Here is a 23,297-nt window from a genome sequence, read left to right as displayed (position 1 = left end):
ACCGCTCAGATTGCAGGAGATCCCGATGTCCGCCGATGCCCCAAAACCCGCCAGTGATCCCATCAATGACGAAGAACTGTCTGAGGCCATGAAGGAGCTTACCGGCAAGGGCGGAGGTGGCGAATCCAATGGCGGGGCCTACCCCAATCCCCATACCGGCAAGGAAAAGCGCGGCGGACCAGACAAGCCCTTCAGCGGTGGTCAAAGCGACAACCGCTATTTCGGCCCCGAAGATGCTGCCGGCAACTCAGCCAAGGGTGCTGATCGTGATCCGCTTGCGAGCGATGAGGACGAGGTCCGCCACTAGGGCTCGCCCTCCTCTCCTTTCGCACCCGTCACCGCACCCGACCGCTGCGCTGTGCCCCTGCTCGCCGATGACGAAAAAAATGGCGACCCGAAGGCCGCCAGTCGGAAGAAGCATCAAGGTTCGTCAGAACCCTATAGGCAGATCATTGTCCGTCAGGGATCATGCCCGTGTTGCCCTGGTTCATCGTGCCCGAATTGGTGGCGCTGGTCGCCCGCGCGCTGGTGCCAGTCATCGCACGAACCCCATCGTGATGCCTGCGGATCACAGGAACGACTTGCTGCGCAAACGCCTTGAGATCGGCGTTGTCGGTGTTGCTGTTGTCAGCATAGCCTTGATGCAGCGCCAGTGCTTTGTCATGCGCCGCCATCTGCTGAGTCTGATACTCGCTGTCGAACGCTGCGCCCTGAGCATTCTTGAGCCGATCGATCATAGCCTGATGCTCTGCGTCGAGCCGCGCAGGAATGGGCATGGCGGCCGAGGACCTGGTGACGGCTGCCTTCATATCCTGCGACGATTTGGTGTGATCATCGACCATCATCTTGCCGAACCTGCGGGTCTGCTCGGATTGACCGTTGTCCATTGCCAGCTTTCCGGCCTCGATTTCGTACATGTCCGAGATCGCCGCACGGGTTACATATGTTTCCGTTGTCAACGCACCATTATTCGCTGCCGCATCAGGCCCTGTCGCGGCAGACTGGGTATCGCCCGTCATCGCGGTATCTGTCTCGGCTTGCTCGGCCTGACGAGTATCGGGGGTATCACATGCAGTGGCCAGAAAGGCCGCCGCCAGAATTACAGTGTTGCGCATCGTTACATCCTCTTTCGGTATTCATGAGGCTGTAATGTTAGGCGAAGTCAGCGCGAGCCGAACTTACATAGGCAAGTGTTGTGGCGGCACCGCCGAACGACCATAACGTGGCGCACCCTGGCTGTGCTGCCTGATGACATTGATCATCGCTGCAAATCCTTGCAGCGAGATGGGCTTTTCAAAATGCGCAACGTCCGCAAAGGCATCGCGGACGGGTTCATCGCCATAGCCCGAGCAGAACAGGAACGGTATCTTGTCCTGCTGGAGGCGTAGCGCCAACGGGAACACTGCTGTGCCGCGCAGATTGATGTCCAGAATGACAAAATCCAGGTCACCTGCGCTCTCATACATTTCAAGCGCGGCATCCAGCGTTGCAGCAGGTCCGACAACCTCGGCGCCAGCGCCCGTAAGCCGCCGGGCGAAGTCGTCCGCGATCAGAAAATCGTCTTCGACCAGGAGAACCCGGCATCCCTGCAAACTTGCGTGTGTCATCGACCATCCAAAAGTTCGAGACCGGCCCATCGTTGCCGCCCGGGCAAACGCCATCACCCATGCCGCAACATACCCGCTATTTGTGCGTAGGTTCCCGATCGTGACGCACTGGAGACATCCGCGTTGGTACCGCACATCATTTTTAAACTGCGCGGCTATAGTGACCTTGAACAAGGCACCGAAGGATGGCTGACGGAGATGGCCGGCGCCAACATCCGCCACGTCACGCCCCGGACCGATCTGCTGCGCCAGGGCGACTGCACCAGCGCGCTGTTCATTCTGCTCAAGGGTTGGGCGATCCGCTACAAGACGCTCGAGGATGGCAGGCGACAGATTCTGTCGGTGCTTCTTCCCGGCGACATTTTCGACATCAACGGGTTCATGGCGCAGACGATGGATCACAGTATCGCTGCGCTGACGTTCGTCTCGCTGGCTGCGCTCGAGGATGATTTCTTCAACCTTGCACGGCGTGATTACCCCGATCTTGAAAAGGCGCTGTGGTGCGACCTGCATGTGTCCGCCGCAATCCAGCGCGAGCTTTCGACATCGCTGGGACAGCGCACCGCGCGCGAGCGGTTGGCGCATCTGATGTGCGAACTGTTCAGCCGGCAGCGCGCATCCCACCTCACCCAAGACAGGAGCTGCGCCTTCCATCTCACCCAGCTCGAGCTTTCCGAAATCCTGGGCATGACCCCGGTTTACGTCAACCGAACCCTGCAGGACCTTCGCCGCGAAGGTCTTGTGCAACTGGAGCACAAAATGCTGACGATATTCGATTGGCCGAGGTTGAAGAGTGTCGCGCTGTTCGACAGCGGGTATCTGAAGATTTGCGAGGAGGATGACAGCTTGTCGCCAGCACAGGAGATCGCTGATGCCATCTAGTTGGTCAGGCCCCGTCCAGACGCTCAATCAGTTCATCGAGACCCTGCCGTTGCTGGTGTGGCGTGCCGAGCGCGGCGGTGGGTGGCTGTGGGCGAGCCAGCAGTGGCAAACCTTCACCGGGCAAGGCGAGGTCGACTACATGGGCGATGGCTGGCTCGAGGTCGTCCACCCCGAAGACCGGGCGTCTGCGCAAAACGCTTGGCGCATTGCGGCGGACGCCAAGAGTTTCGAGGTCGAGTTTCGCGTCCTGAAGGCCGACGAGCAGCGCTATTACTGGCACCAGACCCGTGCGGGGCCGGTGTTCGACGACAATGGCGAGATTCTGGAGTGGCTCGGAACGTCGAGCGATATCGACGATATCAAGCGGTTGCGGGACCAGGAACGGTCGCTTCACGGCGAACTGCAGCACCGGGTGCGCAACATGCTGGGGGTCGTCCGCGCGCTCTCGCGCCGAACCGCCGATCATTGCGATACGATCGAAGATTTCCTGCTGACATTCGATGGCCGGATCAACGCATTCGCGCGCACCCAGTCGCTGTCAACGCGATCACCCACCGGGCAGGTCAATCTGCGCGATATCGTGTTCGACGAACTGCTGCTGCACCATCTGCAGGACGACAGCCGGGTCAAGGTCGAGGGCGCGGACATCATGCTGGGTGTCAAGGCATCCAACCTGCTGGGCCTCGCCGTGCACGAGCTCGCCAGCCATGCGGTCTCCAACCCGGCGAGCACGGAAGATGCGCTGACCATCTCGGTCGCATGGACGATCTCCGGCGATGCCGAGACATCATTGCTGCGTTTTTCATGGCAAGAAGGCGGACGCGAGCTGTCTCCACCGCTCGAGGTACCGGAAACGCTGGCCCGCGATTTCCTCGAACGGGCGATGCAATATGAACTCGACGCGAAGACCCATATCGACATGCTGCCGGGCGGGCTGTTGTTCACTGCGAGCATTCCGTACGCCCGTGCGCAGCAAAGTGACAGTTAAGAGAAAACTATCATCCCGAAGCCAACCCATGTGATTATCTGCATGGCGCTGCATCGCTAATCTTGGGTCCGACACGGCGCCAATCCAAACCCCCGACGCCCCCTGACGGGCGCCGTGTCACCCTCCCAAGCGACCCTGCCTCCCGTGACCCAACTGGCGATCAAGAGCTCTGCCAATCCCCCGCTTTTTGCTGCTCCATCGGTTGATGGCTTGCCCCGGCACGCGATAGCTTTCATGCATGCAGGCGGACGATCGGCATCGACAGGGGCATGCCGGCGCGATGGGAACAGCAAAGCCGGACTGATGACGACATACGATGTGTTGAAATTCCTTCACATTCTGGGGGTGATCTTATTGCTGGGCAACATCACCGTCACCGCAGTGTGGAAGGTGTTTGCCGACAGGACCCGCGATGCCAGGATCGTGGCCTATGGCCAGCGGATGGTGACCGGGACGGATTTCGGCATCACCGTGCCGGGAATCGCGCTCACAATGATCGGCGGATACGGCGCGATGTATGCCGCGCGGTATGATTTCCCGGGGCCGGCCTGGCTGGTGTGGAGCCAGCTGAGCTTTCTGGCGGCAGGGTTTTTCTGGCTGGGGATCCTGATCCCGATCCAGGTTCGTCAGGCCAGGATCGCACGGCAGTTTTCCGACGACTTTGCGATCACCGAGGAATACCGCCGATTGTCGCGGCGGTGGCTGTTCTGGGGCCTGGTCGCGACCGTGCCGCTGGTCGCTGCGCTGTATTTCATGATTGCCAAGCCTGGCTGACCGATGGACCGATCACGCATGATGATCTGGGTCGATGCGGACGCCTGCCCGGTGAAGGATGAGATCTACCGGGTCGCGCTGCGGCATGCGGTGCCGGTGACCATCGTCAGCAACAGCCCGATCCGGGTGCCCGATCATCCCCTGATCGGGCGGGTGGTCGTCGGCGACGCGTTCGATGCAGCCGATGACTGGATCGCCGATCGCGTCGAGAAGCGATCGGTGGTGATTACCGCCGATATCCTGCTCGCCGACCGGTGCATCAAGCAGGACGCGGCCGTGCTCGGCCCCACCGGCAAGCCCTTCACCGCCAACTCGATCGGCGGCGCTATCGCCACGCGGGCGATCATGGCCGACCTGCGCGCAGGCGGCGATGTCATCGGCGGCCCGGCGCCGTTCAGCAAGGCCGACCGGTCACGCTTTCTCCAAGCGCTCGACGAGACCTTGGTCCGCCTGCGCCGCGCAGGTTGAACAAGCCGGCGCTCAGTCCTCGCCGCTTCCGATCGGCATTCCGGGCGGGATCGGCACGGCGGTCTTGTCGTCGGCGATCGCCGCAGCCAGCGCATCGCGGTCCTTGAGCATCCGCGCGGCCGACAGCGCCCAGGCGCGATCGGCAGGATCGGCAAAGCGGCGCGAGGCTTGCGCCTGCGCCCAATCCTGCAGCGCCTGACCAATACGGCTCGAAGCCTCGATCCCCGATCCAGGGTCCGCCGCTGCCTTGGCCAGCGAAACGATCACCCGGCTGCCCAGCACGCGGCGCACCGCGCCCAGGCGTGCATCCGGTGCCGGTGCATCGACCAGCGCCAGCAAACGCTCGGCCACCGTATGTGGCCCCGGCACCGCTCCATCGGCGCGGTGCTGATCGGCCAGCCGCGCGAGCCGCTCGGGCGCGAGCAGCGCGTTCAGCGTCAATTGGGCGGCAACCTGCGATGCGGCGAGCGGATCGAACACCGCACTTCCCGCCATCGGCATCGTCTCGATCTCGGTCTGGCGGTCATAATCGCCCGAATACCCCGCAGACAGCAGCGGCACGAGCGTAGCGGGAACATCGAGCGCGGCCGGCTGCAGCGTGGCCATCAGCGCATCGAGCGCGCGGACCTGATCGCCCGCAGCGACCGCATTGCCCTCGGGCGAGGCCTGGCCTGCAACCGCATACACCGAATACGTCCCGCCCAGCAGCTTGGCCGCCGCCTCGACCTGATAGCGGTGCACCAGCCACACCGGCACGAACTTGCGGCGCAGAATGGCAACCGGTTCGCCCGGCGCCAGTGCAGGCAACCCGAACCGCTCCACCGCCGCCGCGCGCACATCCATCATCCGTGCAAGTTCGGCCACCGGATCTGCGCCATCATCCCACAGGCTGCCCCAGGGCTGGCTTGCCGAGACGCTGCGCGCATTCTCGTCGCCCACAAAGCGCAGCCCCAGCCGTTCGGCCTCCTGCGCCTTGGCGCGTGCGGCTGCATCGGGGTCGGTCCCCGGAGTGTCGCCGTACAGCCAGTCGATCGCATGCAGGTCCCATCGGCCCAGCCCGACGCCATAGGCATCCGACAGATCGGGCACGCCATCCTTGAGGCCGATCCGCGGCGCGGGATAATCCATCACCGAGGCCCGGTCCTGCGTGCTGCCTGCAAAATTGTGGAGCAGCCCCAAGGCATGGCCGATTTCGTGCGCGGACAATTGACGGATACGCGCCAGCGCCACCTGCTCGGGGTCATTCGGCCCGCCGGTGCCGGTCTGGCCTGCGCCGACCAGCCCTTCATAGATCAGCATATCCTGCCTCACCCGAAGCGACCCGAGCAGCACCGCGCCCTTCAAGATCTCCCCGGTGCGTGGATCGGTGACCGCATAGCCATAGGACCAGCCCCGCGTTGCCCGGTTGACCCAGTTGACGACGTTGTAGCGCATATCGAGCGGGTCGGCGCCTTCGGGCAGGATTTCGGCGCGATAGGCATCGATATAGCCCGCGGCCTCGAACGCCTGCTTCCACCACAGAGCGCCTTCGAGCAATGCGGTGCGGATTGGTTCGGGGGCGGCGTTATCGATGTAGAACACGATCGGCTTGCGCACCCGCGAGCGCGGCGCATTAGGATCGACGCGTTCGAGCCGGAACCGGTTGGCCAGGTTCTGGACGATCTCGCCATCGAGCGGCGCTGAAAAATCGAGCACCTGCGTCGCAAAGCTGCCCCCGCGCGGATCGAAGGCGCGCGGGACATAGCCGGCCTCGGGCAAGGCGATGAAACTGTGCCGGACCACCAATGTGACCTGGCGCGGGTCGGGCGCGATGTTGCGGACCTCTGGACCCGGGGTGTCGGTGGCATAGGTCTGCCGCGCCTCGAACTCGAGATTGAGCGGGAAGGCGCGCACCGCAGCAGGATCGGCAGCGCTCAGCGCATCGACCAGCCGCCAGCCCTTCTCACCACTGCTGTTGAGCTGCGCGGTGACGTTGCGGGTGTCGCGCGCGAGGAACGGCGCGATATCGACCAGCAGGCGGCCATCGGGTGCATCGATGACATCGCCCATCCACAGCATCGATGTCGCAAAGGCATTGGCCGCAGCGGCCTGTTCGGAAGGCGACCCGGCGCTGGCCCGGAAGCGCGGATTTTCGAGTTCGAACGCCACCTTCTTGCCCATGCGGCGGATCAGCAGGATCTGCCCCGGTCCCGGCTGCGCGCGATCGAGCCCGATCGGCGCAGAGCCAAGCCCGGTGCGCAATGCGGTGGTGTAAAGCATCCGCGTCACCACGCCATCCGCTGCGGCTGCGGGCAGCGAGAGCAGAATTCGTCCGGTCTTGCTGTCGACATGCACGGGATAAAGCCCGTCCATCTTCTGCGTCCCTGCATAAGGGCTAGAATCGGACGCAGCGGGCGCGGCATAAGCCTGTGGTGTGGCAAGGACGGCCGCAAGGCCCAGCGCAAGTGCAAGTGTTCGGTTCATTGGACCCCCAGTCGTTGAACCGAGACTAGGGATCAATGAGGCTAGCGGGCAAGCGGCTTTTGCCCCGTGCCGATATCCGGCTGCAGGTACGGCCGGGCATCGGGACGATGATCGCCCTGATGCCCGACCGAACAGACCTTAATTGGAAAACGGCTGGACTGTCGCGGGCTGGACGGTAGCGGGCTGGATGGTGGCAGGTTGGGTGGCGGCTGGCTGAACAGCGGCGGGCTGCTCGGTGACAGCAACCACTGCAGCGGTGTCCGCGCCGACAACCATCGGCGCGGGTTCAGCAGCCTTGGCAAACGACAGCGGCACGTCTTCCTGGACGAAGCCTGTGACCGAGCTGCCTGCGGGGATCACGGCACTGGTGCCGGTGAGGAAGAAGCCTGCCACAGGCAGCAATACCACGGCACCGACAACACCGGCCGTGCCAGTGACGCCCTTGTCGTCGATCGCGCCGGACAGCCTGATCTGACGGCCATTGACGGTCGCATAGAGCATGCGCACCTCGATTGCCCCCGATTTTCCCCACATGCCCTTGTTCCGTACGCTGGTGATTTCACCGATCGCCGGGCTGCCCACCGGAATCACCGTCACGCCGTTGACCATCACAGGTTCGGACACTTCCAGGTTGAAGCGGTCGCCCACCCGCAGCTTCTTGCCCTTGGTGGTGAGTTCGGTCAGCGTCTTGAGCGGAACCGAGGTACCGGCCCGCAATGTTGGCCGCTGCTCAGCGCCGATCGTCAGCGCTTCCTGGGCGGTGGCAGGTACCGATACAGTCCCCGCCAGCAGCGCTATTGACACAATATATGCTAAATTACTCATTAATTTTCCCCTGCGTTTTCAATTCGCTAGCTGGCGATGGGCGCTGCCGGAGAGAGTGTCAAACAAGTTTTACACCAAATCGGGGAGACCTGGTGAGGGGCGCTCTTGCAGCGGCTGTTTGCGCAACGGACAAGAAGGTCACAGAGACCGCCTCCGCCTGCGTCGCCGGTCGAGGACCAGCCCGATTCCGGCCATGAAGCCCAGCAGCAGCAGCACGAACGCACCCACTACGACGTTCAGCCCCACCCGCCCGACCGGGAACAGAAAGTTCCATTTGTGGATGAAGCTGAAGATGTACCTTTCGGGCTTCTGCCAGTTCTCGGTGCGATCAGCGAGGACGCCGGTGGTGGTGTCGACAAACAATGTGGCGTTTACCGGCGCGCCATAGTCGATCCGCCAGACCGGCAGCCGCTTGTTGCGGAAATCGTAGTCCGGGCCGAAGCGCGTGACGACTTCCATGTTGGTGATCGCGCTGTCGGGCGCACCGCTGAACCTTTGCCCCAGTGCCTTGGCCAGCGCCTTGTCGCCCTGCGGCCAGGGCCTGCCAGTGACGGCATCGACATAGAGCGCAGGCCCTGTGGGGCTGACCCCGTCGAACCGCGCGTTGCGGATCGCGGTGTCGCCCATCGGCATGGCGTGCCCTTGATGGGCGCTGTGGTCGTGCTCGCCTTTGGGCATTGCGCCTTTCGGCTGGGCAAGACCAAGCCGATAGAGCGGACGGCCATCGGGGGCCTCGACCAGCGACAGGCTGTTGACGTCGAGGCCCGCCGCGACCTCGGCCCAGTCGCGCTCGATCGGATAGCGCGCATTCGCCACGTTCACCGGTGGCGACATCCGCATCTGGCTGGTCGGCTGCTCGATCGCGGCCTGCACCAGATGGATGATCCCGCTACCTGAGAACATCAGCAGGGGCAGCGCGAGCACATAGCCCATCGCCCGGTGCCAGCCTTTCGATCCGGCCAAGCGCTTGCCCCGCCGGATCGCGACCAGCAGCATGATGCCGGTCACTGCCAGCGCGGCCAGGCTTCCGACCATCAGGCTGATGACCACCACTCGCAGCCAGTCGAGCCGTTGCGGTACCCATTCCCAACTGTGCAGCCAGCGGAACACCGTCTGCATCCGCGTCTTGGTGAGGTTGTTGACCGCCGCCAGGCTGCTCGACTCAGTGTGGACATAGGCGGTCAGCCGGTCATCGCCCTCAAACCGCACCCGCCACACCGGCAGCAGCCGGTTGACCCAGGGATAGTCGGCATCGAACTGCGTCTGGTGCACGATCTGCGCAACGCTGCGGGTTTCCTTGAGAAAATGCCGCGCGATGAACTCGGCCTGCCTGGCATCCTGCCCCGGCAGTTCTGCACCGGTTTCCAGCGCGAAATATCGCCGCGGGGCCTGGGGTGTTTGCGTCACCTGCAGCAGGTTGCTGTCCTTGCCGACGATGACCTTGACCGCTGTCGCCTCCGCGATGCCGGCTTTTGCCAGCACCGCTTCCACCGGCTGCGCGGCGGACATATCGACGCTGCGCATCGGCGGCATGAACGCGGCCTGTTGCGGCCCGAACAGCACCATGGCGATATGCGCCATGCCGGACAGTCCCCAGATCAACAGGCTGATGCCGCCGATCAGCGCCAGCCATTGGTGTTTGCTCATCGACCAGCGCGCGAGCTTGGGACGGTTTGCCATGATCTTGTTTTCCTTCCCTATCCGCTCAGAATTGCGCGGTGATGCCGCCATAGATCGCGCGCCCGACACCGGGCGTGTAGATCGCGGCGCGCTCGAGCGACTGGTTGGCGTTGGTGGCGACGTTGGAGATGAACACAGTGTCGAACAGGTTCTCGACCGACCCGAACAGCCGCACACCGGGGACCAGATCGACGCCCGCAGTCAGACCGATGAGCTCGTATCCCGGCGCGCGCTCGGTATTGGCAAAGTCCGCCCATGGGCCATCGAACACCCAGCGCAGATTGGCCGAAACGTACCAACTGTCCTTTTGCTCGAACCGCGCTTCGGACACGAACACGTGGCGCGGGACCCCGGCGAGCTGGTTGTCGCCATAGGTCACATCATCATCGAAGCGGAAGTCGTTGAAGGTGTACGCGCCGCGCAGCGTGAACGCCTGTCCGCGGCCTGCGAGCACATCGCGCGCGACATAGACGTCGAGCCCGAACTCCACGCCCTGGTGGATGGTGGTATCGGCATTGGCGGTGAACGAGACGAAGCCGTTCGCACCCGGCACGCCGAAATCGAGAAATTCGTTCTCGACCTTGCTGCTATAGAGCGAGATATCCCAGGCGAGGAAGTCGGCCTGCCCCCGGCTGCCGATCTCGTAGGTGGTTGCGCGCTGTTCCTTGAGCGGGGCGAACGGCAGCGCGCCGCCCGAGGTCAGATCGGCAAGCGTGGGCGGTTCGAAGCTGCGGTTGATGTTACCGTACAGCTGCGCGGTGTCGGAAAGTGCGTAGAGTACCCCGATGCGCGGGCTGAACTGTTCGTATTCGCCGCGCCCAGAGACCTCGGCGAGGATGGCGTCGACATCGCGGATGGCTTTGACGTACTGACCGCCGGCAATCGCGGTCAGGCGGCCGGTGAGCCTCAGATCGAGCTGGCCGAACGCAGTGAGATTGGCCGAATCCTGAGCGGATTCATTGGTCAGCCCGGCGCGCTCGCCATTGAGGTTGCGGTGGCGCCGCGCCAGGGTGTCGCCCTGTGCGTAGCTGCCGCCCAGCTTCCAGCGGCTCACGGTATCACCCAGCACCGTGAACTCGCCGAGCGCGCGCAGCGAGACGCCGAACTCGTCCTCCTTCTGGTCGATGATCCCGGCAAAGCGGGTGATGGCATGGTCGAGCGTGCGCCGCGCGTACCAGCCGCCGATCTCCAGCGTGCTGCTGCCCAGGGTTATCGCGGTGAGGTTGGAGAGGCGCAGTACATCGAGGTTGCGGTCCCAGTCGTCGGCGACCGGGCCGGGATCGAGCACCGTCACCGGACCCCCGGGGCGGAACGGGCCAACGGTAACCGGGCGTCCGGCCGCGCGCGGATTGGCGAGCGCGTCGGCGAGACGCAGCGAGCCGTTCAACTCGAAATTGTCGCTGAGCGCGGTGACATAGAACCGCGTCTCGACATTCTCGCTCAGCTTTAAGCCAATGTTGCCATGGCCATAGAGGCTGCGCACCTCGCTGTGCTCGCGAAAGCCGTCATCGCGAAGGCCGGTCAGGCCGATGTAATAATCGGTGCTGCCCGAGACCCCCGACGCGCTGACATTGCCGCGCAGCGTGTTGAAGCTGCCACCTTCAAGGCGACCTGCGAAGCTCGAGCGCGCGGTGCGTCCGGTGGGCGAGACGATGTTGACCGCACCGCCCAGCGACGCTGCGCCGAACTGCAGGCCATTGGCGCCCTTGAACACCTCGAGATAGCGGATGGTGAGCGGGTCGATCTCCTGGAATTCGGTCGATCCGCTGGCGCGGCTGATCGGCACGCCATCGCGCAACACGGTGAGCCCGCGCCGTTCGAACCCCGAGTTGAGCCCTGAACCGCGGATCGAAATGCGCGATTCACGTTGGGCACTGGTGTCGGCGAATACGCCGGGAGTGAAGACCAGCACGTCGCCGATGCTCTGCGCGAAATCCTCGGCGAAAACGCTGTCCTCGACCAGCCCGACCCCACCGGGAACCTGTTCCAGCCGTTGCCGCGCTTGCTCGACGCTGGGCGCGGTGGGTGAGCCATCGGCATATGCGGTGACGACGATAACGGGGTCGCTGCGCTGGCCTACACCCTGTGCCAGCGCGGGAGAAACGAGTGCGAAAGAGGCACCGCCCAGCAGGGCAGCGCGCACGAATGCGGTATTTTTCATGATTATCAAGATCCCTGAACGGGGAGAGACGGACCGCACGCGCATCGGCGCGCCGGTTTATCCGACGCGCAGGCTCAGCGCTGCGGCAGCTTCAAAGGGTTCAGGTGAGCGAAGGTGGTCCGGTGGCAGGCGGAGTGGCGGCGCGGTGGCGGGCGCGCAGCAGGCTGTGGTGCAGCGCGGGAGGAAGACCGCTTGCCGCCAGCACTGGCGGCAACGCGACGGGATCGGTCGGCATCGACAGGGTAGCCAGACCGGCAAAGGCGCACGGCGGCATCGGATTGTCGTCAATGGTGTCCGGATCCTGCCCGGTGGTTTCGCCGCTGGCCGCAGCCAGCTTGAGGTAATCCTGATAGCGTGGGTCGTCGCGGGCGATGGTCGCAGCCTTGTTGCCCAGACCCGAGCACAGCTCGATGGTCAGCCCGTGCGGACCGAATTTCGGCATGAATCCCTGCGGTGCCAGTGCACCGAACAGCATAGCCACCAGCAATGCTGGCAGAACGCGGTTCAAAAGGGTTCGCAAATATCCCATCGCCTGGCCCGGTAGAGCCGGACCGTGCACAGTTCAAGCGGTTAGAAGCCTGAGCGGATCAGGATGCCCAATGCCGCGGGGTTCGACGGATTGGTGGCTTAGACGGCGTCAATGCTGACTTGACCCTCGCCCAGAATGTAGGCCTTGCCTCTTCAGGCAGCGTCTGTCCGGTAACCTTCAACAGATACCGCGCCAGCAACAGCGCTTGGTTGCGGGTCATCACGATGTCCTGCTGCTCGATCATGTCATTGTCGAGCGCGATCCGTGATCGGGCACATTCGACCCGGAGGTCTATGCCGTTTGGCATATCCAGATGCGTCCAGCCAACCAGAGCGAGCGGCGGTTGCTGCTCATATTTTTGTTTCGCACCAACTGGTTGCAACTCGTCATTCATGGCCCCGCTCCTGCAATAGTTAGCTTCTATTTGGTGCCATCTGTCAAGGGTTCACGTGCTGCCTGTCCTCTCCGGAGATTCCCGGAAAGCAAGGGGAACTGTCGGTCCAATAGAGCGTAGGAAATTGGGAAAGGTTCTTGCTGCCGCGCAAGGATCACTTTGTTTCGCATTCAAAACAGGAGGACACGAGATGGCAACTACAGCCAAAGCCCCGACCAAGGCCAACACCCCGAAGGATAACGTCAACACCGGCATAGAGGCCAAGGATCGCAAAGAAGTCGCCAAGGCGCTTCAACACGGTCTGGCGGATACCTATTCGCTGTATCTCAAGACCCTCGGCGTTCACTGGAACATCGTTGGTCCAGCCTTTTACAGCGTCCACAAGCTGACCGAAGTGCAATATGAGGATCTGCACGCTGCAGCCGACGTGATCGCAGAGCGCATTCGCGCGCTGGGGCATATCGCACCTGCATCATTTGGTGATTACACCAAGCTTTCGGTTGTCGATTCGAGCGAAACCCCGTCGCAGGCAGATGCCATGCTCAAGGGCCTGATCACCGACAACGAAGCGATCGCCAAGCGCATGCGTGAATTTGTCGAGATCGCCGAGGATGCCGATGATGTGTTCACTGCCGACCTGCTGACCGCACGGATCGGCAAGCACGAAGAAAGCGCCTGGATGCTGCGTGCATTGATCAGCTAACGATCAACTCGCATCCCTTGAAAAGGGCCGCGATCCGCACCGGATCGCGGCCCTTTTTGCATAATGAACCGGTCGGTCAACGCCAGCTACGAAAAACCGCCCAGGCCCTGATGGGACCGGACGGTCTTGGCATTCGTCAATGATATATTGGTTGCGTTACCGAGACCCAACAGGCGCACTGATCTTGTCTAACTCGTTGAGCAGCGATTCGAACTGGTCGGGAAGTGGGCTCCCGGTCACGCAATCATAAGCTTCACGCAGGCTCCGACCGATGCGCGCCTGACGCATCACCAGTGGATCAAAACCAGACGTATGCATGGCGGACTCCTCCAGATGATCTAGGGAACTGGCACCGCGCACTGTCTTCACTTCCCATTCCGGCCAAATTGGCCATTTCGTAACAAGAGGACGTCCATCGACGTTTTTGGTTGCACATAATCACGAGCGGGCGATGCGACGTGTCCGGCTCCGGGCCGGATCGAGCCTATCAAGCGGCCAGCGCCGTGACGCCCTCGCTCAGACGGTCCAAAGTTCCCAGAATGTCGCTCATCGCCTCGTCAGCCGAATTGCGCTGACGACGGGTCCCGATGGGCGAATCACCATCAAGCATCGCCAACAGGGCAGCCCGTGCACGTGATACCCGGCTTTTCATCGTGCCGACCGCGCAATCGCAGATTTCAGCCGCCTCTTCATAGGAGAAACCACCGGCACCAACCAGAATGATCGCCTCGCGCTGGTCTTCGCCCAGTTGCATCAACGCCATCCGGACGTCTTCAAGATGCAACGGTGCCTGCTGATCGGAATTCGAGGTCAGCGTGCGCTCGGCAACGCCTTCGTCATAGGGCGCTGTAAACTTGTTGCGGCGCATCTGCGAGATGTAGCAGTTACGCAGAATAACGAAGGTCCATGCACGCATTGAGGTGTCTGGACGGAAGCGAGCCCTGGCCGCCCATGCCTTGAGCATGGTGTCCTGAACCAGATCATCGGCCAGATCCATCTTGCCGCACAGGCTGTAGCCGAAGGCTCGCAGATGCGGGATGGTTGCCGCAAGCCGCTGCTTGAAGGTGGCATCGTCGAGAGGCACGATAACCTCTGGAACGGTTGCCTCGACTTCGACAGCTTCATGTTGCGTCGTCTGGTCCTGGTTGGTCGTCATCGCGTGCGCCTCTCGATAGCTGCCCCCAAAAGCAGCGTGATTGGTTCTGGTGGGGCATGATGAACGGCACGACTTTGCAGCGCGCCAGCATGCAGCCCACTTTCCAACAACCCGCCGTACGCACGATGGTTCCGCTTTATTTGTCAGCAACCTTCGGCCTTGCGCTGCGTAGATGAGCGGGTCATGCCGCCCTAAAACGGCATCACGTTATTGAAAACGAAGGGTTATAAACATGAATCGCACCAAGTCTTTCCGCATCATCGTGGCCGCTGGTCTTATCGCAACCGTGCTTTCGGCGTGCAACACCGTCAAGGGTGCTGGCCGCGACGTTGAGTCGGTCGGCAAGGCTGCCGAGCGCGCGATCGACTGATCGTCTTCGGTGAATGCTGAAACGAAAAAGGCCCGGATCGCTCCGGGCCTTTTTTGTGGGATGCTTTGGCTTACTCAGCCTCGACCACGCACTAGGTGCATGACCAGACTGATCACCAGAAACAGCAGGAACAGGAAGAAAAGGATCTTGGCGATTCCAGCCGATGCTCCGGCGATGCCGCCAAAGCCCAGCACGCCAGCGACGACGGCGACGATCAGAAAGATAAGGGCATATTGCAACATGGTTCATCTCCGGTTGGGATGAACGGGTTACGCAGTCAGTCCGGCCGAGGTTCCGCCACGCCGCCTGATTTATACCATTTAGGTGCGCATGGCCCCGCTGAGCGGCTCGCTTGTCACCGGATAGCCAAGACCATCCGGGATGCACAGATGCTGCTGGCCTCCGCGATCCTCGATATACGGCATGATCATCCGCGATGGGTATTGCGCCAAGTGTTCGCGCGCCTGGCTGATGCTGCTGAACTGCGCCAGGCGCTCCAGATTGCGCCGCGTCGGGAAGATGAGCTTGACCTTGCCCTCTTCGGCCATGGCCAGTGCTTGTGCGGCAGTAGCCCAGAACAGGTGCCGGTTCTCGGTCGCATCGACCTCTACGATATGGTCGTGGCTTTCGCACTGCGCGATATAGAAACGGGTATCGAACACCCGGTGGTTGTTGAACGGGGGGCGCCAACGGGTGAACGGCGTCATCGCGGCCAGATCGAACCTCCAGCCGCATTCGCGCACCAGATCGGAAAACACCGCCCCTGCGTGCATCGCCGCGCGCGCGCGTGCCAGCGCATCACCCTGCGGCGAGTCTGCAAAACCGATACCGAGGCCGGTTTCCTCGATCGTCTCGCGAATGGCGGCAATCCGTGCGGCGGCCTCGTCAGGTTCCAGGGTATGGTCCAGCGACCGGGCCAGGGCATGATCGTCAGGGTCGACCCGGCCACCCGGAAAGACCACCGCGCCACCGGCAAAGACCATCTGTGCCGAGCGCTCGACCATCAGCAGTTCGGGAGCACCACCAAACCGCGGTTCGCGAAAAACGATGATCGTGGCAGCAGGCGTGGCTTCGGGAAGCAGCTCACCGGTCTTCGGGTCGATGGTCAGCGCATCAGGGTCTGATGAAACGGGAACAGGATCAGCCATGCACCATGTCATCGCCGATCAGGCACGCGCTGCCAAGCGCGAAAACGACAATGCTGCCTGCCGCCCGCCACCATCAGTGACGCAGCAATCGCTCGGCAATCCGCTCGGGCTCGATCCGGTAATGTCCCTGCGCGGCCGCGCGGGCGAGCGAGTAATAGCGATCGGGCAGCAAGGTGACGTCGTCAATCAGGTCCGCCTCGCGGTCACATTCGTCGACCAGCAGATCGAGCAGTCCGATCAGTCGCTCGCGATCGGGCGAAGGCTGCATGGCGTTGCGGTTGAATAGGCCAAGGCCCTTCTGCGCCAGAATTCCGATCATCGCTGCATCTCCTTTGCATGGCTGGTGTGGACCAGACACTAAACGGCTGCTCATGGCGCAACTTTAGGGTTTTGCTAACCACGCTCCCCCTGTCGGAGAATTTTACAGGAGCCGACACGAGCAAGGTTTCGTTAACGATCTAACCGTATGATCTGCCATGCAATGCCTGGACTGGCACGCGGCCTGCTCAGGTCATGGTACAGTTGTCTACACTGATAAGGCAGGGCGGTCGCTTCACAGGTCTCGCACCGCCCTGCCTCTCCCCTTCCACCTTCATCCACCGCCGCCCAGCGATCGCAGCACCGCCATGGTGTGCGCGTCGGCGGGAAAGAACGTCTCGAGCGCCAGCTCGGACAGCGTGATGTCACGCGGCGTGCCAAAGACCGTCACGGTGGTCATGAACGAAAGCCGCCCCGCCACGGTGTCGATCACCAGCGGCAGCGCGATCGGCGCGCGACCCTCGGCCGCATTGTCGTTGGCCGAACCCTGATACCCTGCCAGTTCGTCGCGCAGCGCGGCCAGCCCCGCATCGGAGGTCATTTCGATATCGCGGTCGAGCCGGTGCAGGATGTACCCACGCCATTGCTCGTAATTGACGATCTGCGGTGCCAGCCCTTCGGGATGCAGCGCCAGCCGCAGCACATTGATCGGGGGCACCAGCAGGTGCGGCGCAATCTGTTCGGTCAACAGCGCCAGCGCGCCATTGGCCGCGACCATGTTCCAGTGCCGATCGACCGCGAGTGCGGGGAACGGTTCGTGCGCCTTGAGCAGGTGCTCGACCGCCGCGAGCGCATCGGCCATCTCGGGCGCACTGAGCCCCGTCTCCTCGAACTCGGGCGCCAGGCCTGCGGCGAGCAGGATCTGGTTACGCGCGCGCAGCGGAATATCGAGATAGTCGGCCAGGCGAATGATCAGGTCACGGCTGGGCTGGGCACGCCCGGTTTCGACAAAACTCAGATGCCGGGTCGACATCTCGACCTCGAGCGCGAGTTGCAGCTGGCTCAGGCGGCGGCGCTCGCGCCACTGGCGCAATTGCTGTCCGGCGGGTTCGGGGGTGCGGGTGTCCTGCTGCATGCCCCCGATCCTATCCCCGATGCAGAAGCAGAACCATTACCTTGCGGGTAATCCCTAGCCCGCAAGCCCAACCGTAGCGAACGCCAGGAACGCCAGCAGCCCGGCGTTGCGGTTGCTGCGGAATTTGGCGAGCGGGTCCTGCGGGTCGGAGGGCCGCAGGCTCACCACCTGCCAGACAAGATGCGCAGCCACCGGCAGCAACGCGGCCAGCGCCAGCCAGTCGGGCCGCACGGTCCAGATCGCCGCAGCCCATAATCCCAAAGTCAGCGCATAACACAGCCCGACCCCGGGCTTGACCGCCGCGCCCAGCGCCCGGGCGCTCGACCGGATCCCGACCAATGCGTCATCCTCGACATCCTGCAGTGCATAGATCGTGTCGTACCCGATCACCCAAGCCACGCAGCCTGCGTACAGCAGCAGCCCAGCGAGCGGCACCGAACCTGCGACAGCCGCCCATGCGACCAGCGCGCCCCAACTGAACACCAGCCCCAGCCAGGCTTGCGGCCACCAGGTGATGCGCTTCATGAACGGATAAGCGGCAACCAGGGCCAGCGATCCGATCGCGATCAGGGCGGCGACCAGATTGAGCTGCACCAGCACTGCCAGCCCGATCAGGCAGAGCGCCAGCAGCCAGGCCCATGCCGCCTTGAGGCTGACCGCTCCGCTCGCCAGCGGACGACCACGGGTGCGCTCGACCTGCGCATCGAGATCGCGGTCGACGATATCGTTATACACGCACCCCGCTCCGCGCATCGCGATCGCCCCCAGCAGCATCCAGGCGAGCAACGGCCAATGGGTGACAAGTCCGCCTGCCAGCGCCAGCGCATAGGCACAGGGCCAATACAGCAACCACCAGCCAATCGGCCGATCGAACCGCGCCAGCATCGCATAAGGCTTCGCGCCGGCAGGCAGCATGGCCAGCAGGCCGCGGGTTTCGGTGTCGGGCAAGGGAGCGCTGGTCATGGGCTCGAACCTATAGCCGGGTGCGCAGCGACCACAATTCCGGAAATGCGCGCTTGCCCAGGGTCGTGTGCAGATACGCCGCGCCTGCAGTGCCACCGGTGCCCCGCTTCATGCCGATGATCCGTTCGACCGTCAGCACGTGCTTGTGCCGCCAGGCGGCCATCGCATCGTCGAGATCGACCAGTTTTTCGGCAAGCTGATATAGGTCCCAATAGCGCTCCGGGTCGCCATAGACGACGACGAACGCGTCCTCGACCGCGGGATGAGGGGTGTAAGGCTGGCTAAAGTCGCGCTCGAGCAATTCGAGCGGAATCTCAAATCCTGTCCGCGCGACTGCCGCGATCGCATTGTCCCACAGGCTGGGGCTGGCAAGTGCCTGCGCCATCGCCGCCTGCGCCTCAGGCCGGTCGTTCTGATATTTGATGAACCCCTTGTCCTTCAGCCCCAGCAGATATTCGACCGTGCGGAACTGGTCCGACTGGAAACCCGAGCTTGGGCCAAGCACATCACGGAAGCGGGTGTAGTCGCTCGGCGTCATCGTCGATAAAATATCCCAGCTCAATGTCATCACCGCCTGGATCCGGCTGACCCGCGCCAGCGCCTTGTAGGCCGGGATCAGCGCGCCACCGGCCACCTGCGCATTGGCCATCTGCAGCTCGCGGATGATCTGCTTGAGCCACAGCTCCTTGGTCTGATGGATGATGATGAACAGCATCTCGTCGTCCTCGGACGAGATGGGATGCTGGCAATCGAGCAGCGAATCGAGCGCGAGATAGCGCGCGTATGTCATTTTGGAGGGCGTGTCGGTCATGCGCCGAGTGTTAGCGCCATACAGGCGCTGGCGATACCGGACTATTGCGCCCGATCGGCTTTGGCCGGAGCCTGCTCAGTGGCGGTGCCACCTGGGTTGGCATTGCGCTCATCGAGCATCTCGGCGGCTTCGTCGAGCGCACGGGCCTCGCCCACGGTCACTCCGCCCGGGCCAGGATCATTGTCCGCAGCCCCACACGACATGGCCGCCAGCGCGCTAACGCTGACGGCCAGTATCTTCAACATGCTTCCGGGGAAGCGATGCATCGCTTACTGAGCAGCCTTCTGGGCAGCATCGCCTGCAGCGGCAGCAGCAGCCTTGGCGTCGCCAGCAGCGGCAGCGGCAGTGTCGGCAGCGCCTTCAGCAGCGTTCACAGCGCCTTCGGCAGCAGCTTCGGTGGCTTCGCCAGCAGCTTCGGTGGCTTCAGCAGCAGCGTCGCCAGCGTTTTCAGCAGCTTCCATGCCGGCTTCAGCAGCTTCTTCAGCAGTTGCTTCGGTGGTTGCAGCTTCTTCGGTGTTTTCTGCGCCGCAAGCAGCCAGGGCCAGCGAGAGAGCGGCAACCGATGCGATCGAAAAAATGGTCTTCATCTTGAACTTCCGTCCTGTTCTAATTGGCTGAATATCAGCCCAAAAGGAATTAATTACGTCACAATTGCGCCGACAAGCTTCAGCCAAGCCCCCACTGTCGGACCGGCGCATCTAGCGCCTGTTTTTTGCATTTGCAATCACTTTGGTTGGGATAGCGATCAGGGGGTGATCAAGCGTTCCCTCTACATCCGCGCTGCGCGCGGCATCAAGGGTTTTGCAGCCTAGGCGATATGCCGCATTGACCACATATAAAGATTTCTTTATATGTGCTTTGCATGGATATGACGCTGCTCTTCAAGGCCTTGGCCGACGACAGCCGTTTGCGCATCGTGCTGCTTTTGCAGGTGATGGAGCTTTCGGTGGGCGAACTGGCGGCGGTGCTCGACCAGAGCCAGCCGCGCGTCTCGCGCCATGTCCGCATTCTGGCTGAAGCCGGACTTGCCGAACGGCACAAGGAGGGCAGCTGGGTTTTCCTGCGCCCCGCCCTGCCCCGGATGGATACCGAAGCCGCCGGCCTGCTCGATGCGTTTTTGCGCCGCGACGATGCGGTCGGACCGATGCTGGCCACGCAGCATGCCGAAGACCGCGCGCAGCTCGACGCGATTCGCGCGCAGCGTGAACAGCGCGCTGCCGATTTCTTCGCCCAGCATGCCGGGCAATGGGATGCCATCCGCTCGCTCCATCTGCCCGAGAACGAGGTCGAATCGGCCCTCGCTGGTCTGATCGGCGAACGCCCGCTGGGCCGCCTGCTGGATATCGGCACCGGGACGGGACGGATGATCGAACTGTTCGCATCTTCCGCCGATCACAGCACCGCGCTCGACCGCAGTCCCGAAATGCTGCGGCTGGCACGTGCCAAGCTTCAACATTTCGCTGCGGGCCGGATCGATCTGGTCCAGGCGGATTTTTACGCATTGCCGCTCGCGGATTCGGGCTTCGACACTATCCTGCTGCACCAGGTGCTGCATTATGCGCAGAACCCGCAAGGCGTGATCGACGAAGCCGGCCGGGTCGCTGCCCCCGGCGCGCGAATCGCAATCGTCGATTTCGCATCGCACGCGATGGAGGAACTGCGCGAGCGTGATGCACATGCCCGGCTCGGTTTTGCCGATGACCAGATCGCCGCGATGATGGCCCGCACCGGGTTCGACCTGACCGAGACGCGCAGCCTTTCGGGCGGCGCGCTGACGATAAAGATCTGGATGGGGCGGCGCCAAGGCAAGGCTCCGCCAACTAAGATTACCCCCATAGACCAAGCAACGCCCAGAAAGGCTGCCGCATGACCCTGTCGCTCAAACAACTGTCCGAAGCGCGCGAGGCGCTTGGCACCCCGCTGTTCGCCGGACTTGCTGGCGATGTCGAGGTGAGCTTTGAATTCTTCCCGCCCAAGACCGAGAAGATGGAAGAGACCTTGTGGGAAACGCTGACCACGTTGGCGCCGCTGAGCCCCAAGTTCGTCTCGGTGACCTATGGCGCGGGCGGATCGACCCGCGAACGCACGCATGCCACCGTCGCACGGATCGCCGCTGAAACCCCAATTCCCGCCGCCGCGCACCTGACCTGCGTCGATGCGACCCGCGACGAGATCGACGAGATCGCGCAGAATTACTGGAATGCCGGCGTGCGCCACATCGTCGCGCTGCGCGGTGATCCGCCGCGCGCGGGCGAGAAGTTTGCGCCGCATCCCGGCGGCTATGCCAGCGCCGCAGAGCTCGTCACCGGCCTGAAGAAGGTCGCGCCGTTCGAGATTTCGGTCGCGGCCTATCCCGAGACCCACCCCGATGCGAACTGCCCGGACAGCGATATCGACAATCTGAAGCGCAAGATCGACGCCGGTGCCGACCAGGCGATCACCCAGTTCTTCTTCTCGCCCGAGGCGTTCTTCCGCTTCCGCGACACCTATGCCAAGGCGGGGATCACTGCGCCGATCCTGCCGGGCATCCTGCCGGTCAGCAATGTCGCCACCACGCGCAAGATTGCCGGAATGTGCGGCACTGAAATTCCGCAGTGGATGAACGATCTGTTCGAAGGCCTGGACGACCACCCGACCACGCGCCAGCTCGTCGCGGCCACCGTGGCGGCCGAGCTGTGCCGCAGGCTCTATTCGGGCGGCGTACGCCACTTCCATTTCTACACCCTCAACCGGGCCGAGCTCAGCTTTGCGATCTGTCATCTGCTGGGCATGCGTGCCCAGCCGGCCGCGATCGCTGCTCCGGTTCTTCAGGAGCCAGTTCTTAAGGAGAACGCCGCGTGACCCCTGCCGAGAAGCTCAAGTCGATCGCTGCGACCCGCATCATGATGCTCGATGGCGGCTATGGCACCGCGATCCAGGCGGCCAAGCTGACCGAGGAGGATTTCCGCGGCGCCCTCGACTTCACGCATGACCAGAAAGGCAACAACGACATCCTCGCGCTGACCTGCCCGGCGGTGATCGCTGGGATTCACCGCGCCTATCTGGACGCGGGATCGGACATCATCGAGACCAACACCTTCAGCGCCAACCGGATCAGCCAGGCCGATTACGGCGCCGAGCATCTGGTGCGCGAGATCAACTTGGAATCCGCCCGGGTCGCGCGCGAGGAAGCCAACGCCGCAGAAGCGCGCGACGGCAAGCCGCGCTTCGTCGCAGGCGCGATCGGCCCGACCAACAAGACGCTGTCGCTCTCGCCCGACGTCAACGATCCGGGCTATCGCGAGGTCGATTTCGACACGATGCGCGACGTCTATCGCGAACAGTGCGATGCGCTGGTCGAAGGCGGGGTGGACTTCATCCTGATCGAGACGATCTTCGACACCTTGAACGCCAAATCCGCCGCGATGGCTGCGCGCGACGCGGCGGAAGCGGCCGGGCGCGAGGTGCCGATCATGATCTCGATGACCATCACCGACATGGCCGGACGCAACCTGTCAGGCCATACGGTCGAGGCGTTCTGGCACGCGGTGCGGCATATCAAGCCGCTGACCATCGGGCTCAACTGCTCGTTCGGCGCCGACCTGCTGCGCCCGCATCTGGCGGCGCTTGCGCGGCAGGCCGATACCTTGGTGATGGCCTATCCCAATGCGGGCCTACCCAACGATCTTGGCCAATATGACGAGTTGCCCGAGCACACTGCCGAGCTGATCAAGGTCTGGCTCAAGGATGGGCTGATCAACATCGTCGGCGGCTGCTGCGGCACCACGCCTGCGCACATCGGCGCGATTGCACGCGCCGTCGCCGATGCGCAGCCCCGCGCGGTTCCCACTCCGCCGGTCCAAACGCGGCTGGCCGGGCTGGAGCCGTTCACGATGGCGGCTTGATCCAGAGAGCCCTCTCCCCTTGAGGGGAGAGGGTTGGGAGAGGGGGAGCCACTCGACCCTCTCCGCATATTCCCCTCTCCCCGGCCCTCTCCCCTGAA

The 23,297-nt window shown here is 63.2% G+C and carries 28 protein-coding genes; 10 read left to right on the top strand and 18 right to left on the bottom strand.

Annotation, left to right across the window (positions count from 1 at the left end; genetic code table 11):
• Nucleotides 1-25 precede the first annotated feature (25 nt).
• Nucleotides 26-307: a hypothetical protein gene (locus IEW00_RS14790; protein WP_188515176.1), complete on the top strand. Its 282-nt coding sequence runs from the start codon at nt 26-28 to the stop codon at nt 305-307.
• Between the two features lie 142 nt (nt 308-449).
• Here IEW00_RS14790 and IEW00_RS14785 read toward each other — a convergent pair whose 3' ends face one another.
• Nucleotides 450-1,115 carry a DUF4142 domain-containing protein gene (locus tag IEW00_RS14785; protein ID WP_188515175.1) on the bottom strand — a complete coding sequence of 222 codons (666 nt, stop codon included), beginning with the start codon at nt 1,113-1,115 and terminating at the stop codon, nt 450-452.
• Nucleotides 1,116-1,178: 63 nt separating this feature from the next.
• A complete protein-coding gene (locus tag IEW00_RS14780) occupies nt 1,179-1,781 on the bottom strand; it encodes a response regulator (protein WP_188515174.1) in 603 nt (200 codons plus the stop codon).
• Nucleotides 1,782-1,805: 24 nt separating this feature from the next.
• Here IEW00_RS14780 and IEW00_RS14775 point away from each other — a divergent pair, with 24 nt between their 5' ends.
• From IEW00_RS14775 to IEW00_RS14760, 4 genes are all read left to right on the top strand, one after another.
• Nucleotides 1,806-2,489, top strand: a complete 684-nt coding sequence (locus IEW00_RS14775) for a Crp/Fnr family transcriptional regulator (RefSeq protein ID WP_188515173.1) — start codon at nt 1,806-1,808, stop codon at nt 2,487-2,489.
• Nucleotides 2,479-3,477, top strand: a complete 999-nt coding sequence (locus tag IEW00_RS14770) for an HWE histidine kinase domain-containing protein (RefSeq protein ID WP_188515172.1) — start codon at nt 2,479-2,481, stop codon at nt 3,475-3,477. The genes IEW00_RS14775 and IEW00_RS14770 overlap by 11 nt, the downstream gene beginning before the upstream one ends.
• 303 nt (nt 3,478-3,780) lie before the next feature.
• A complete protein-coding gene (locus IEW00_RS14765; RefSeq protein WP_188515171.1) occupies nt 3,781-4,251 on the top strand; it encodes a DUF2269 family protein in 471 nt (156 codons plus the stop codon).
• Between the two features lie 18 nt (nt 4,252-4,269).
• On the top strand, nt 4,270-4,719 hold the full coding sequence (locus tag IEW00_RS14760) for a YaiI/YqxD family protein (protein WP_188515170.1): 450 nt from the start codon (nt 4,270-4,272) through the stop codon (nt 4,717-4,719).
• Between the two features lie 12 nt (nt 4,720-4,731).
• On the opposite strand, the gene IEW00_RS14755 is transcribed toward IEW00_RS14760, so the two are convergent.
• The 6 genes from IEW00_RS14755 to IEW00_RS14730 all read right to left on the bottom strand — a co-directional run bounded on the left by IEW00_RS14755 (nt 4,732) and on the right by IEW00_RS14730 (nt 12,771).
• A complete protein-coding gene (locus IEW00_RS14755) occupies nt 4,732-7,182 on the bottom strand; it encodes a zinc-dependent metalloprotease (RefSeq protein ID WP_188515169.1) in 2,451 nt (816 codons plus the stop codon).
• Nucleotides 7,183-7,320: 138 nt separating this feature from the next.
• Nucleotides 7,321-8,007 carry a hypothetical protein gene (locus IEW00_RS14750; RefSeq protein ID WP_188515168.1) on the bottom strand — a complete coding sequence of 229 codons (687 nt, stop codon included), beginning with the start codon at nt 8,005-8,007 and terminating at the stop codon, nt 7,321-7,323.
• A 138-nt stretch (nt 8,008-8,145) separates the two neighbouring features.
• Nucleotides 8,146-9,687: a PepSY domain-containing protein gene (locus IEW00_RS14745; RefSeq protein ID WP_188515167.1), complete on the bottom strand. Its 1,542-nt coding sequence runs from the start codon at nt 9,685-9,687 to the stop codon at nt 8,146-8,148.
• Between the two features lie 25 nt (nt 9,688-9,712).
• A complete protein-coding gene (locus IEW00_RS14740) occupies nt 9,713-11,848 on the bottom strand; it encodes a TonB-dependent receptor family protein (RefSeq protein ID WP_188515166.1) in 2,136 nt (711 codons plus the stop codon).
• 100 nt (nt 11,849-11,948) lie between these two features.
• Nucleotides 11,949-12,356, bottom strand: coding sequence for a DUF2946 family protein (locus IEW00_RS14735; protein WP_188515165.1), 408 nt, complete (start codon nt 12,354-12,356; stop codon nt 11,949-11,951).
• Nucleotides 12,357-12,435: 79 nt separating this feature from the next.
• Nucleotides 12,436-12,771 carry a hypothetical protein gene (locus IEW00_RS14730; RefSeq protein ID WP_188515164.1) on the bottom strand — a complete coding sequence of 112 codons (336 nt, stop codon included), beginning with the start codon at nt 12,769-12,771 and terminating at the stop codon, nt 12,436-12,438.
• A 190-nt stretch (nt 12,772-12,961) separates the two neighbouring features.
• Between IEW00_RS14730 and IEW00_RS14725 the strand changes: the two genes are divergently transcribed.
• On the top strand, nt 12,962-13,474 hold the full coding sequence (locus IEW00_RS14725) for a Dps family protein (protein WP_188515163.1): 513 nt from the start codon (nt 12,962-12,964) through the stop codon (nt 13,472-13,474).
• A 156-nt stretch (nt 13,475-13,630) separates the two neighbouring features.
• Here the strand turns inward: IEW00_RS14725 and IEW00_RS14720 are convergent, their stop codons facing one another.
• Both IEW00_RS14720 and IEW00_RS14715 read right to left on the bottom strand, forming a co-directional pair.
• Complete coding sequence (locus tag IEW00_RS14720) at nt 13,631-13,792, bottom strand: NepR family anti-sigma factor (protein WP_188515162.1); 162 nt, start codon at nt 13,790-13,792, stop codon at nt 13,631-13,633.
• Nucleotides 13,793-13,961: 169 nt separating this feature from the next.
• Complete coding sequence (locus IEW00_RS14715) at nt 13,962-14,630, bottom strand: sigma-70 family RNA polymerase sigma factor (protein ID WP_188515161.1); 669 nt, start codon at nt 14,628-14,630, stop codon at nt 13,962-13,964.
• A gap of 232 nt (nt 14,631-14,862) precedes the next feature.
• On the opposite strand from IEW00_RS14715, the gene IEW00_RS14710 reads away from it, so the two are divergent.
• A complete protein-coding gene (locus IEW00_RS14710; protein ID WP_188515160.1) occupies nt 14,863-15,000 on the top strand; it encodes an entericidin A/B family lipoprotein in 138 nt (45 codons plus the stop codon).
• A gap of 74 nt (nt 15,001-15,074) precedes the next feature.
• Here the strand turns inward: IEW00_RS14710 and IEW00_RS14705 are convergent, their stop codons facing one another.
• The 8 genes from IEW00_RS14705 to IEW00_RS14670 form a co-directional block, all read right to left on the bottom strand.
• A complete protein-coding gene (locus IEW00_RS14705; RefSeq protein ID WP_188515159.1) occupies nt 15,075-15,242 on the bottom strand; it encodes a DUF1328 domain-containing protein in 168 nt (55 codons plus the stop codon).
• A gap of 78 nt (nt 15,243-15,320) precedes the next feature.
• Complete coding sequence (locus tag IEW00_RS14700; RefSeq protein ID WP_188515158.1) at nt 15,321-16,148, bottom strand: NUDIX hydrolase; 828 nt, start codon at nt 16,146-16,148, stop codon at nt 15,321-15,323.
• 73 nt (nt 16,149-16,221) lie between these two features.
• Nucleotides 16,222-16,467 carry a hypothetical protein gene (locus IEW00_RS14695; protein WP_188515157.1) on the bottom strand — a complete coding sequence of 82 codons (246 nt, stop codon included), beginning with the start codon at nt 16,465-16,467 and terminating at the stop codon, nt 16,222-16,224.
• A gap of 273 nt (nt 16,468-16,740) precedes the next feature.
• Nucleotides 16,741-17,541 (bottom strand): helix-turn-helix transcriptional regulator, encoded by an 801-nt coding sequence (locus tag IEW00_RS14690; RefSeq protein ID WP_188515156.1) that lies wholly within the window; start codon nt 17,539-17,541, stop codon nt 16,741-16,743.
• 54 nt (nt 17,542-17,595) lie between these two features.
• On the bottom strand, nt 17,596-18,504 hold the full coding sequence (gene ubiA / locus IEW00_RS14685) for a 4-hydroxybenzoate octaprenyltransferase (protein ID WP_188515155.1): 909 nt from the start codon (nt 18,502-18,504) through the stop codon (nt 17,596-17,598).
• A 10-nt stretch (nt 18,505-18,514) separates the two neighbouring features.
• Nucleotides 18,515-19,315: a tryptophan 2,3-dioxygenase gene (locus IEW00_RS14680; RefSeq protein ID WP_188515154.1), complete on the bottom strand. Its 801-nt coding sequence runs from the start codon at nt 19,313-19,315 to the stop codon at nt 18,515-18,517.
• Between the two features lie 41 nt (nt 19,316-19,356).
• Nucleotides 19,357-19,560: a hypothetical protein gene (locus IEW00_RS14675; RefSeq protein WP_188515246.1), complete on the bottom strand. Its 204-nt coding sequence runs from the start codon at nt 19,558-19,560 to the stop codon at nt 19,357-19,359.
• A gap of 24 nt (nt 19,561-19,584) precedes the next feature.
• Nucleotides 19,585-19,902, bottom strand: a complete 318-nt coding sequence (locus tag IEW00_RS14670; RefSeq protein WP_188515153.1) for a hypothetical protein — start codon at nt 19,900-19,902, stop codon at nt 19,585-19,587.
• A gap of 275 nt (nt 19,903-20,177) precedes the next feature.
• On the opposite strand from IEW00_RS14670, the gene IEW00_RS14665 reads away from it, so the two are divergent.
• Genes IEW00_RS14665 through IEW00_RS14655 form a run of 3 tightly spaced genes read left to right on the top strand, consistent with a single transcriptional unit; the run spans nt 20,178 to nt 23,199 of the window.
• A complete protein-coding gene (locus IEW00_RS14665; protein WP_188515152.1) occupies nt 20,178-21,185 on the top strand; it encodes an ArsR/SmtB family transcription factor in 1,008 nt (335 codons plus the stop codon).
• A complete protein-coding gene (gene metF, locus IEW00_RS14660) occupies nt 21,182-22,156 on the top strand; it encodes a methylenetetrahydrofolate reductase [NAD(P)H] (RefSeq protein WP_188515151.1) in 975 nt (324 codons plus the stop codon). The genes IEW00_RS14665 and metF overlap by 4 nt, the downstream gene beginning before the upstream one ends.
• Entirely contained in the window at nt 22,153-23,199 is a 1,047-nt protein-coding gene (locus IEW00_RS14655; RefSeq protein ID WP_188515150.1) for a homocysteine S-methyltransferase family protein, read from the top strand. Before metF ends, IEW00_RS14655 begins: the two co-directional genes overlap by 4 nt.
• Nucleotides 23,200-23,297 lie beyond the last annotated feature (98 nt).

It is taken from the genome of Blastomonas aquatica (assembly GCF_014639875.1).
Classification (GTDB): Bacteria; Pseudomonadota; Alphaproteobacteria; order Sphingomonadales; family Sphingomonadaceae; genus Blastomonas; species Blastomonas aquatica.
Note: the sequence above shows the minus strand (reverse complement) of the source record. Positions and strands in the feature narration are given on the sequence as shown.

Coding starts and splice junctions, on each gene's coding strand:
- IEW00_RS14790 (WP_188515176.1), top strand. CDS start 26: ATGTCCGCCGATGCCCCAAAACCCGCCAGTGATCCCATCAATGACGAA.
- IEW00_RS14785 (WP_188515175.1), bottom strand. CDS start 1,115: ATGCGCAACACTGTAATTCTGGCGGCGGCCTTTCTGGCCACTGCATGT.
- IEW00_RS14775 (WP_188515173.1), top strand. CDS start 1,806: ATGGCCGGCGCCAACATCCGCCACGTCACGCCCCGGACCGATCTGCTG.
- IEW00_RS14770 (WP_188515172.1), top strand. CDS start 2,479: ATGCCATCTAGTTGGTCAGGCCCCGTCCAGACGCTCAATCAGTTCATC.
- IEW00_RS14765 (WP_188515171.1), top strand. CDS start 3,781: ATGACGACATACGATGTGTTGAAATTCCTTCACATTCTGGGGGTGATC.
- IEW00_RS14760 (WP_188515170.1), top strand. CDS start 4,270: ATGATGATCTGGGTCGATGCGGACGCCTGCCCGGTGAAGGATGAGATC.
- IEW00_RS14755 (WP_188515169.1), bottom strand. CDS start 7,182: ATGAACCGAACACTTGCACTTGCGCTGGGCCTTGCGGCCGTCCTTGCC.
- IEW00_RS14750 (WP_188515168.1), bottom strand. CDS start 8,007: ATGAGTAATTTAGCATATATTGTGTCAATAGCGCTGCTGGCGGGGACT.
- IEW00_RS14745 (WP_188515167.1), bottom strand. CDS start 9,687: ATGGCAAACCGTCCCAAGCTCGCGCGCTGGTCGATGAGCAAACACCAA.
- IEW00_RS14740 (WP_188515166.1), bottom strand. CDS start 11,848: ATGAAAAATACCGCATTCGTGCGCGCTGCCCTGCTGGGCGGTGCCTCT.
- IEW00_RS14730 (WP_188515164.1), bottom strand. CDS start 12,771: ATGAATGACGAGTTGCAACCAGTTGGTGCGAAACAAAAATATGAGCAG.
- IEW00_RS14725 (WP_188515163.1), top strand. CDS start 12,962: ATGGCAACTACAGCCAAAGCCCCGACCAAGGCCAACACCCCGAAGGAT.
- IEW00_RS14720 (WP_188515162.1), bottom strand. CDS start 13,792: ATGCATACGTCTGGTTTTGATCCACTGGTGATGCGTCAGGCGCGCATC.
- IEW00_RS14715 (WP_188515161.1), bottom strand. CDS start 14,630: ATGACGACCAACCAGGACCAGACGACGCAACATGAAGCTGTCGAAGTC.
- IEW00_RS14710 (WP_188515160.1), top strand. CDS start 14,863: ATGAATCGCACCAAGTCTTTCCGCATCATCGTGGCCGCTGGTCTTATC.
- IEW00_RS14705 (WP_188515159.1), bottom strand. CDS start 15,242: ATGTTGCAATATGCCCTTATCTTTCTGATCGTCGCCGTCGTCGCTGGC.
- IEW00_RS14700 (WP_188515158.1), bottom strand. CDS start 16,148: ATGGCTGATCCTGTTCCCGTTTCATCAGACCCTGATGCGCTGACCATC.
- IEW00_RS14695 (WP_188515157.1), bottom strand. CDS start 16,467: ATGATCGGAATTCTGGCGCAGAAGGGCCTTGGCCTATTCAACCGCAAC.
- IEW00_RS14690 (WP_188515156.1), bottom strand. CDS start 17,541: ATGCAGCAGGACACCCGCACCCCCGAACCCGCCGGACAGCAATTGCGC.
- ubiA (WP_188515155.1), bottom strand. CDS start 18,504: ATGACCAGCGCTCCCTTGCCCGACACCGAAACCCGCGGCCTGCTGGCC.
- IEW00_RS14680 (WP_188515154.1), bottom strand. CDS start 19,315: ATGACCGACACGCCCTCCAAAATGACATACGCGCGCTATCTCGCGCTC.
- IEW00_RS14675 (WP_188515246.1), bottom strand. CDS start 19,560: ATGTTGAAGATACTGGCCGTCAGCGTTAGCGCGCTGGCGGCCATGTCG.
- IEW00_RS14670 (WP_188515153.1), bottom strand. CDS start 19,902: ATGAAGACCATTTTTTCGATCGCATCGGTTGCCGCTCTCTCGCTGGCC.
- IEW00_RS14665 (WP_188515152.1), top strand. CDS start 20,178: ATGGATATGACGCTGCTCTTCAAGGCCTTGGCCGACGACAGCCGTTTG.
- metF (WP_188515151.1), top strand. CDS start 21,182: ATGACCCTGTCGCTCAAACAACTGTCCGAAGCGCGCGAGGCGCTTGGC.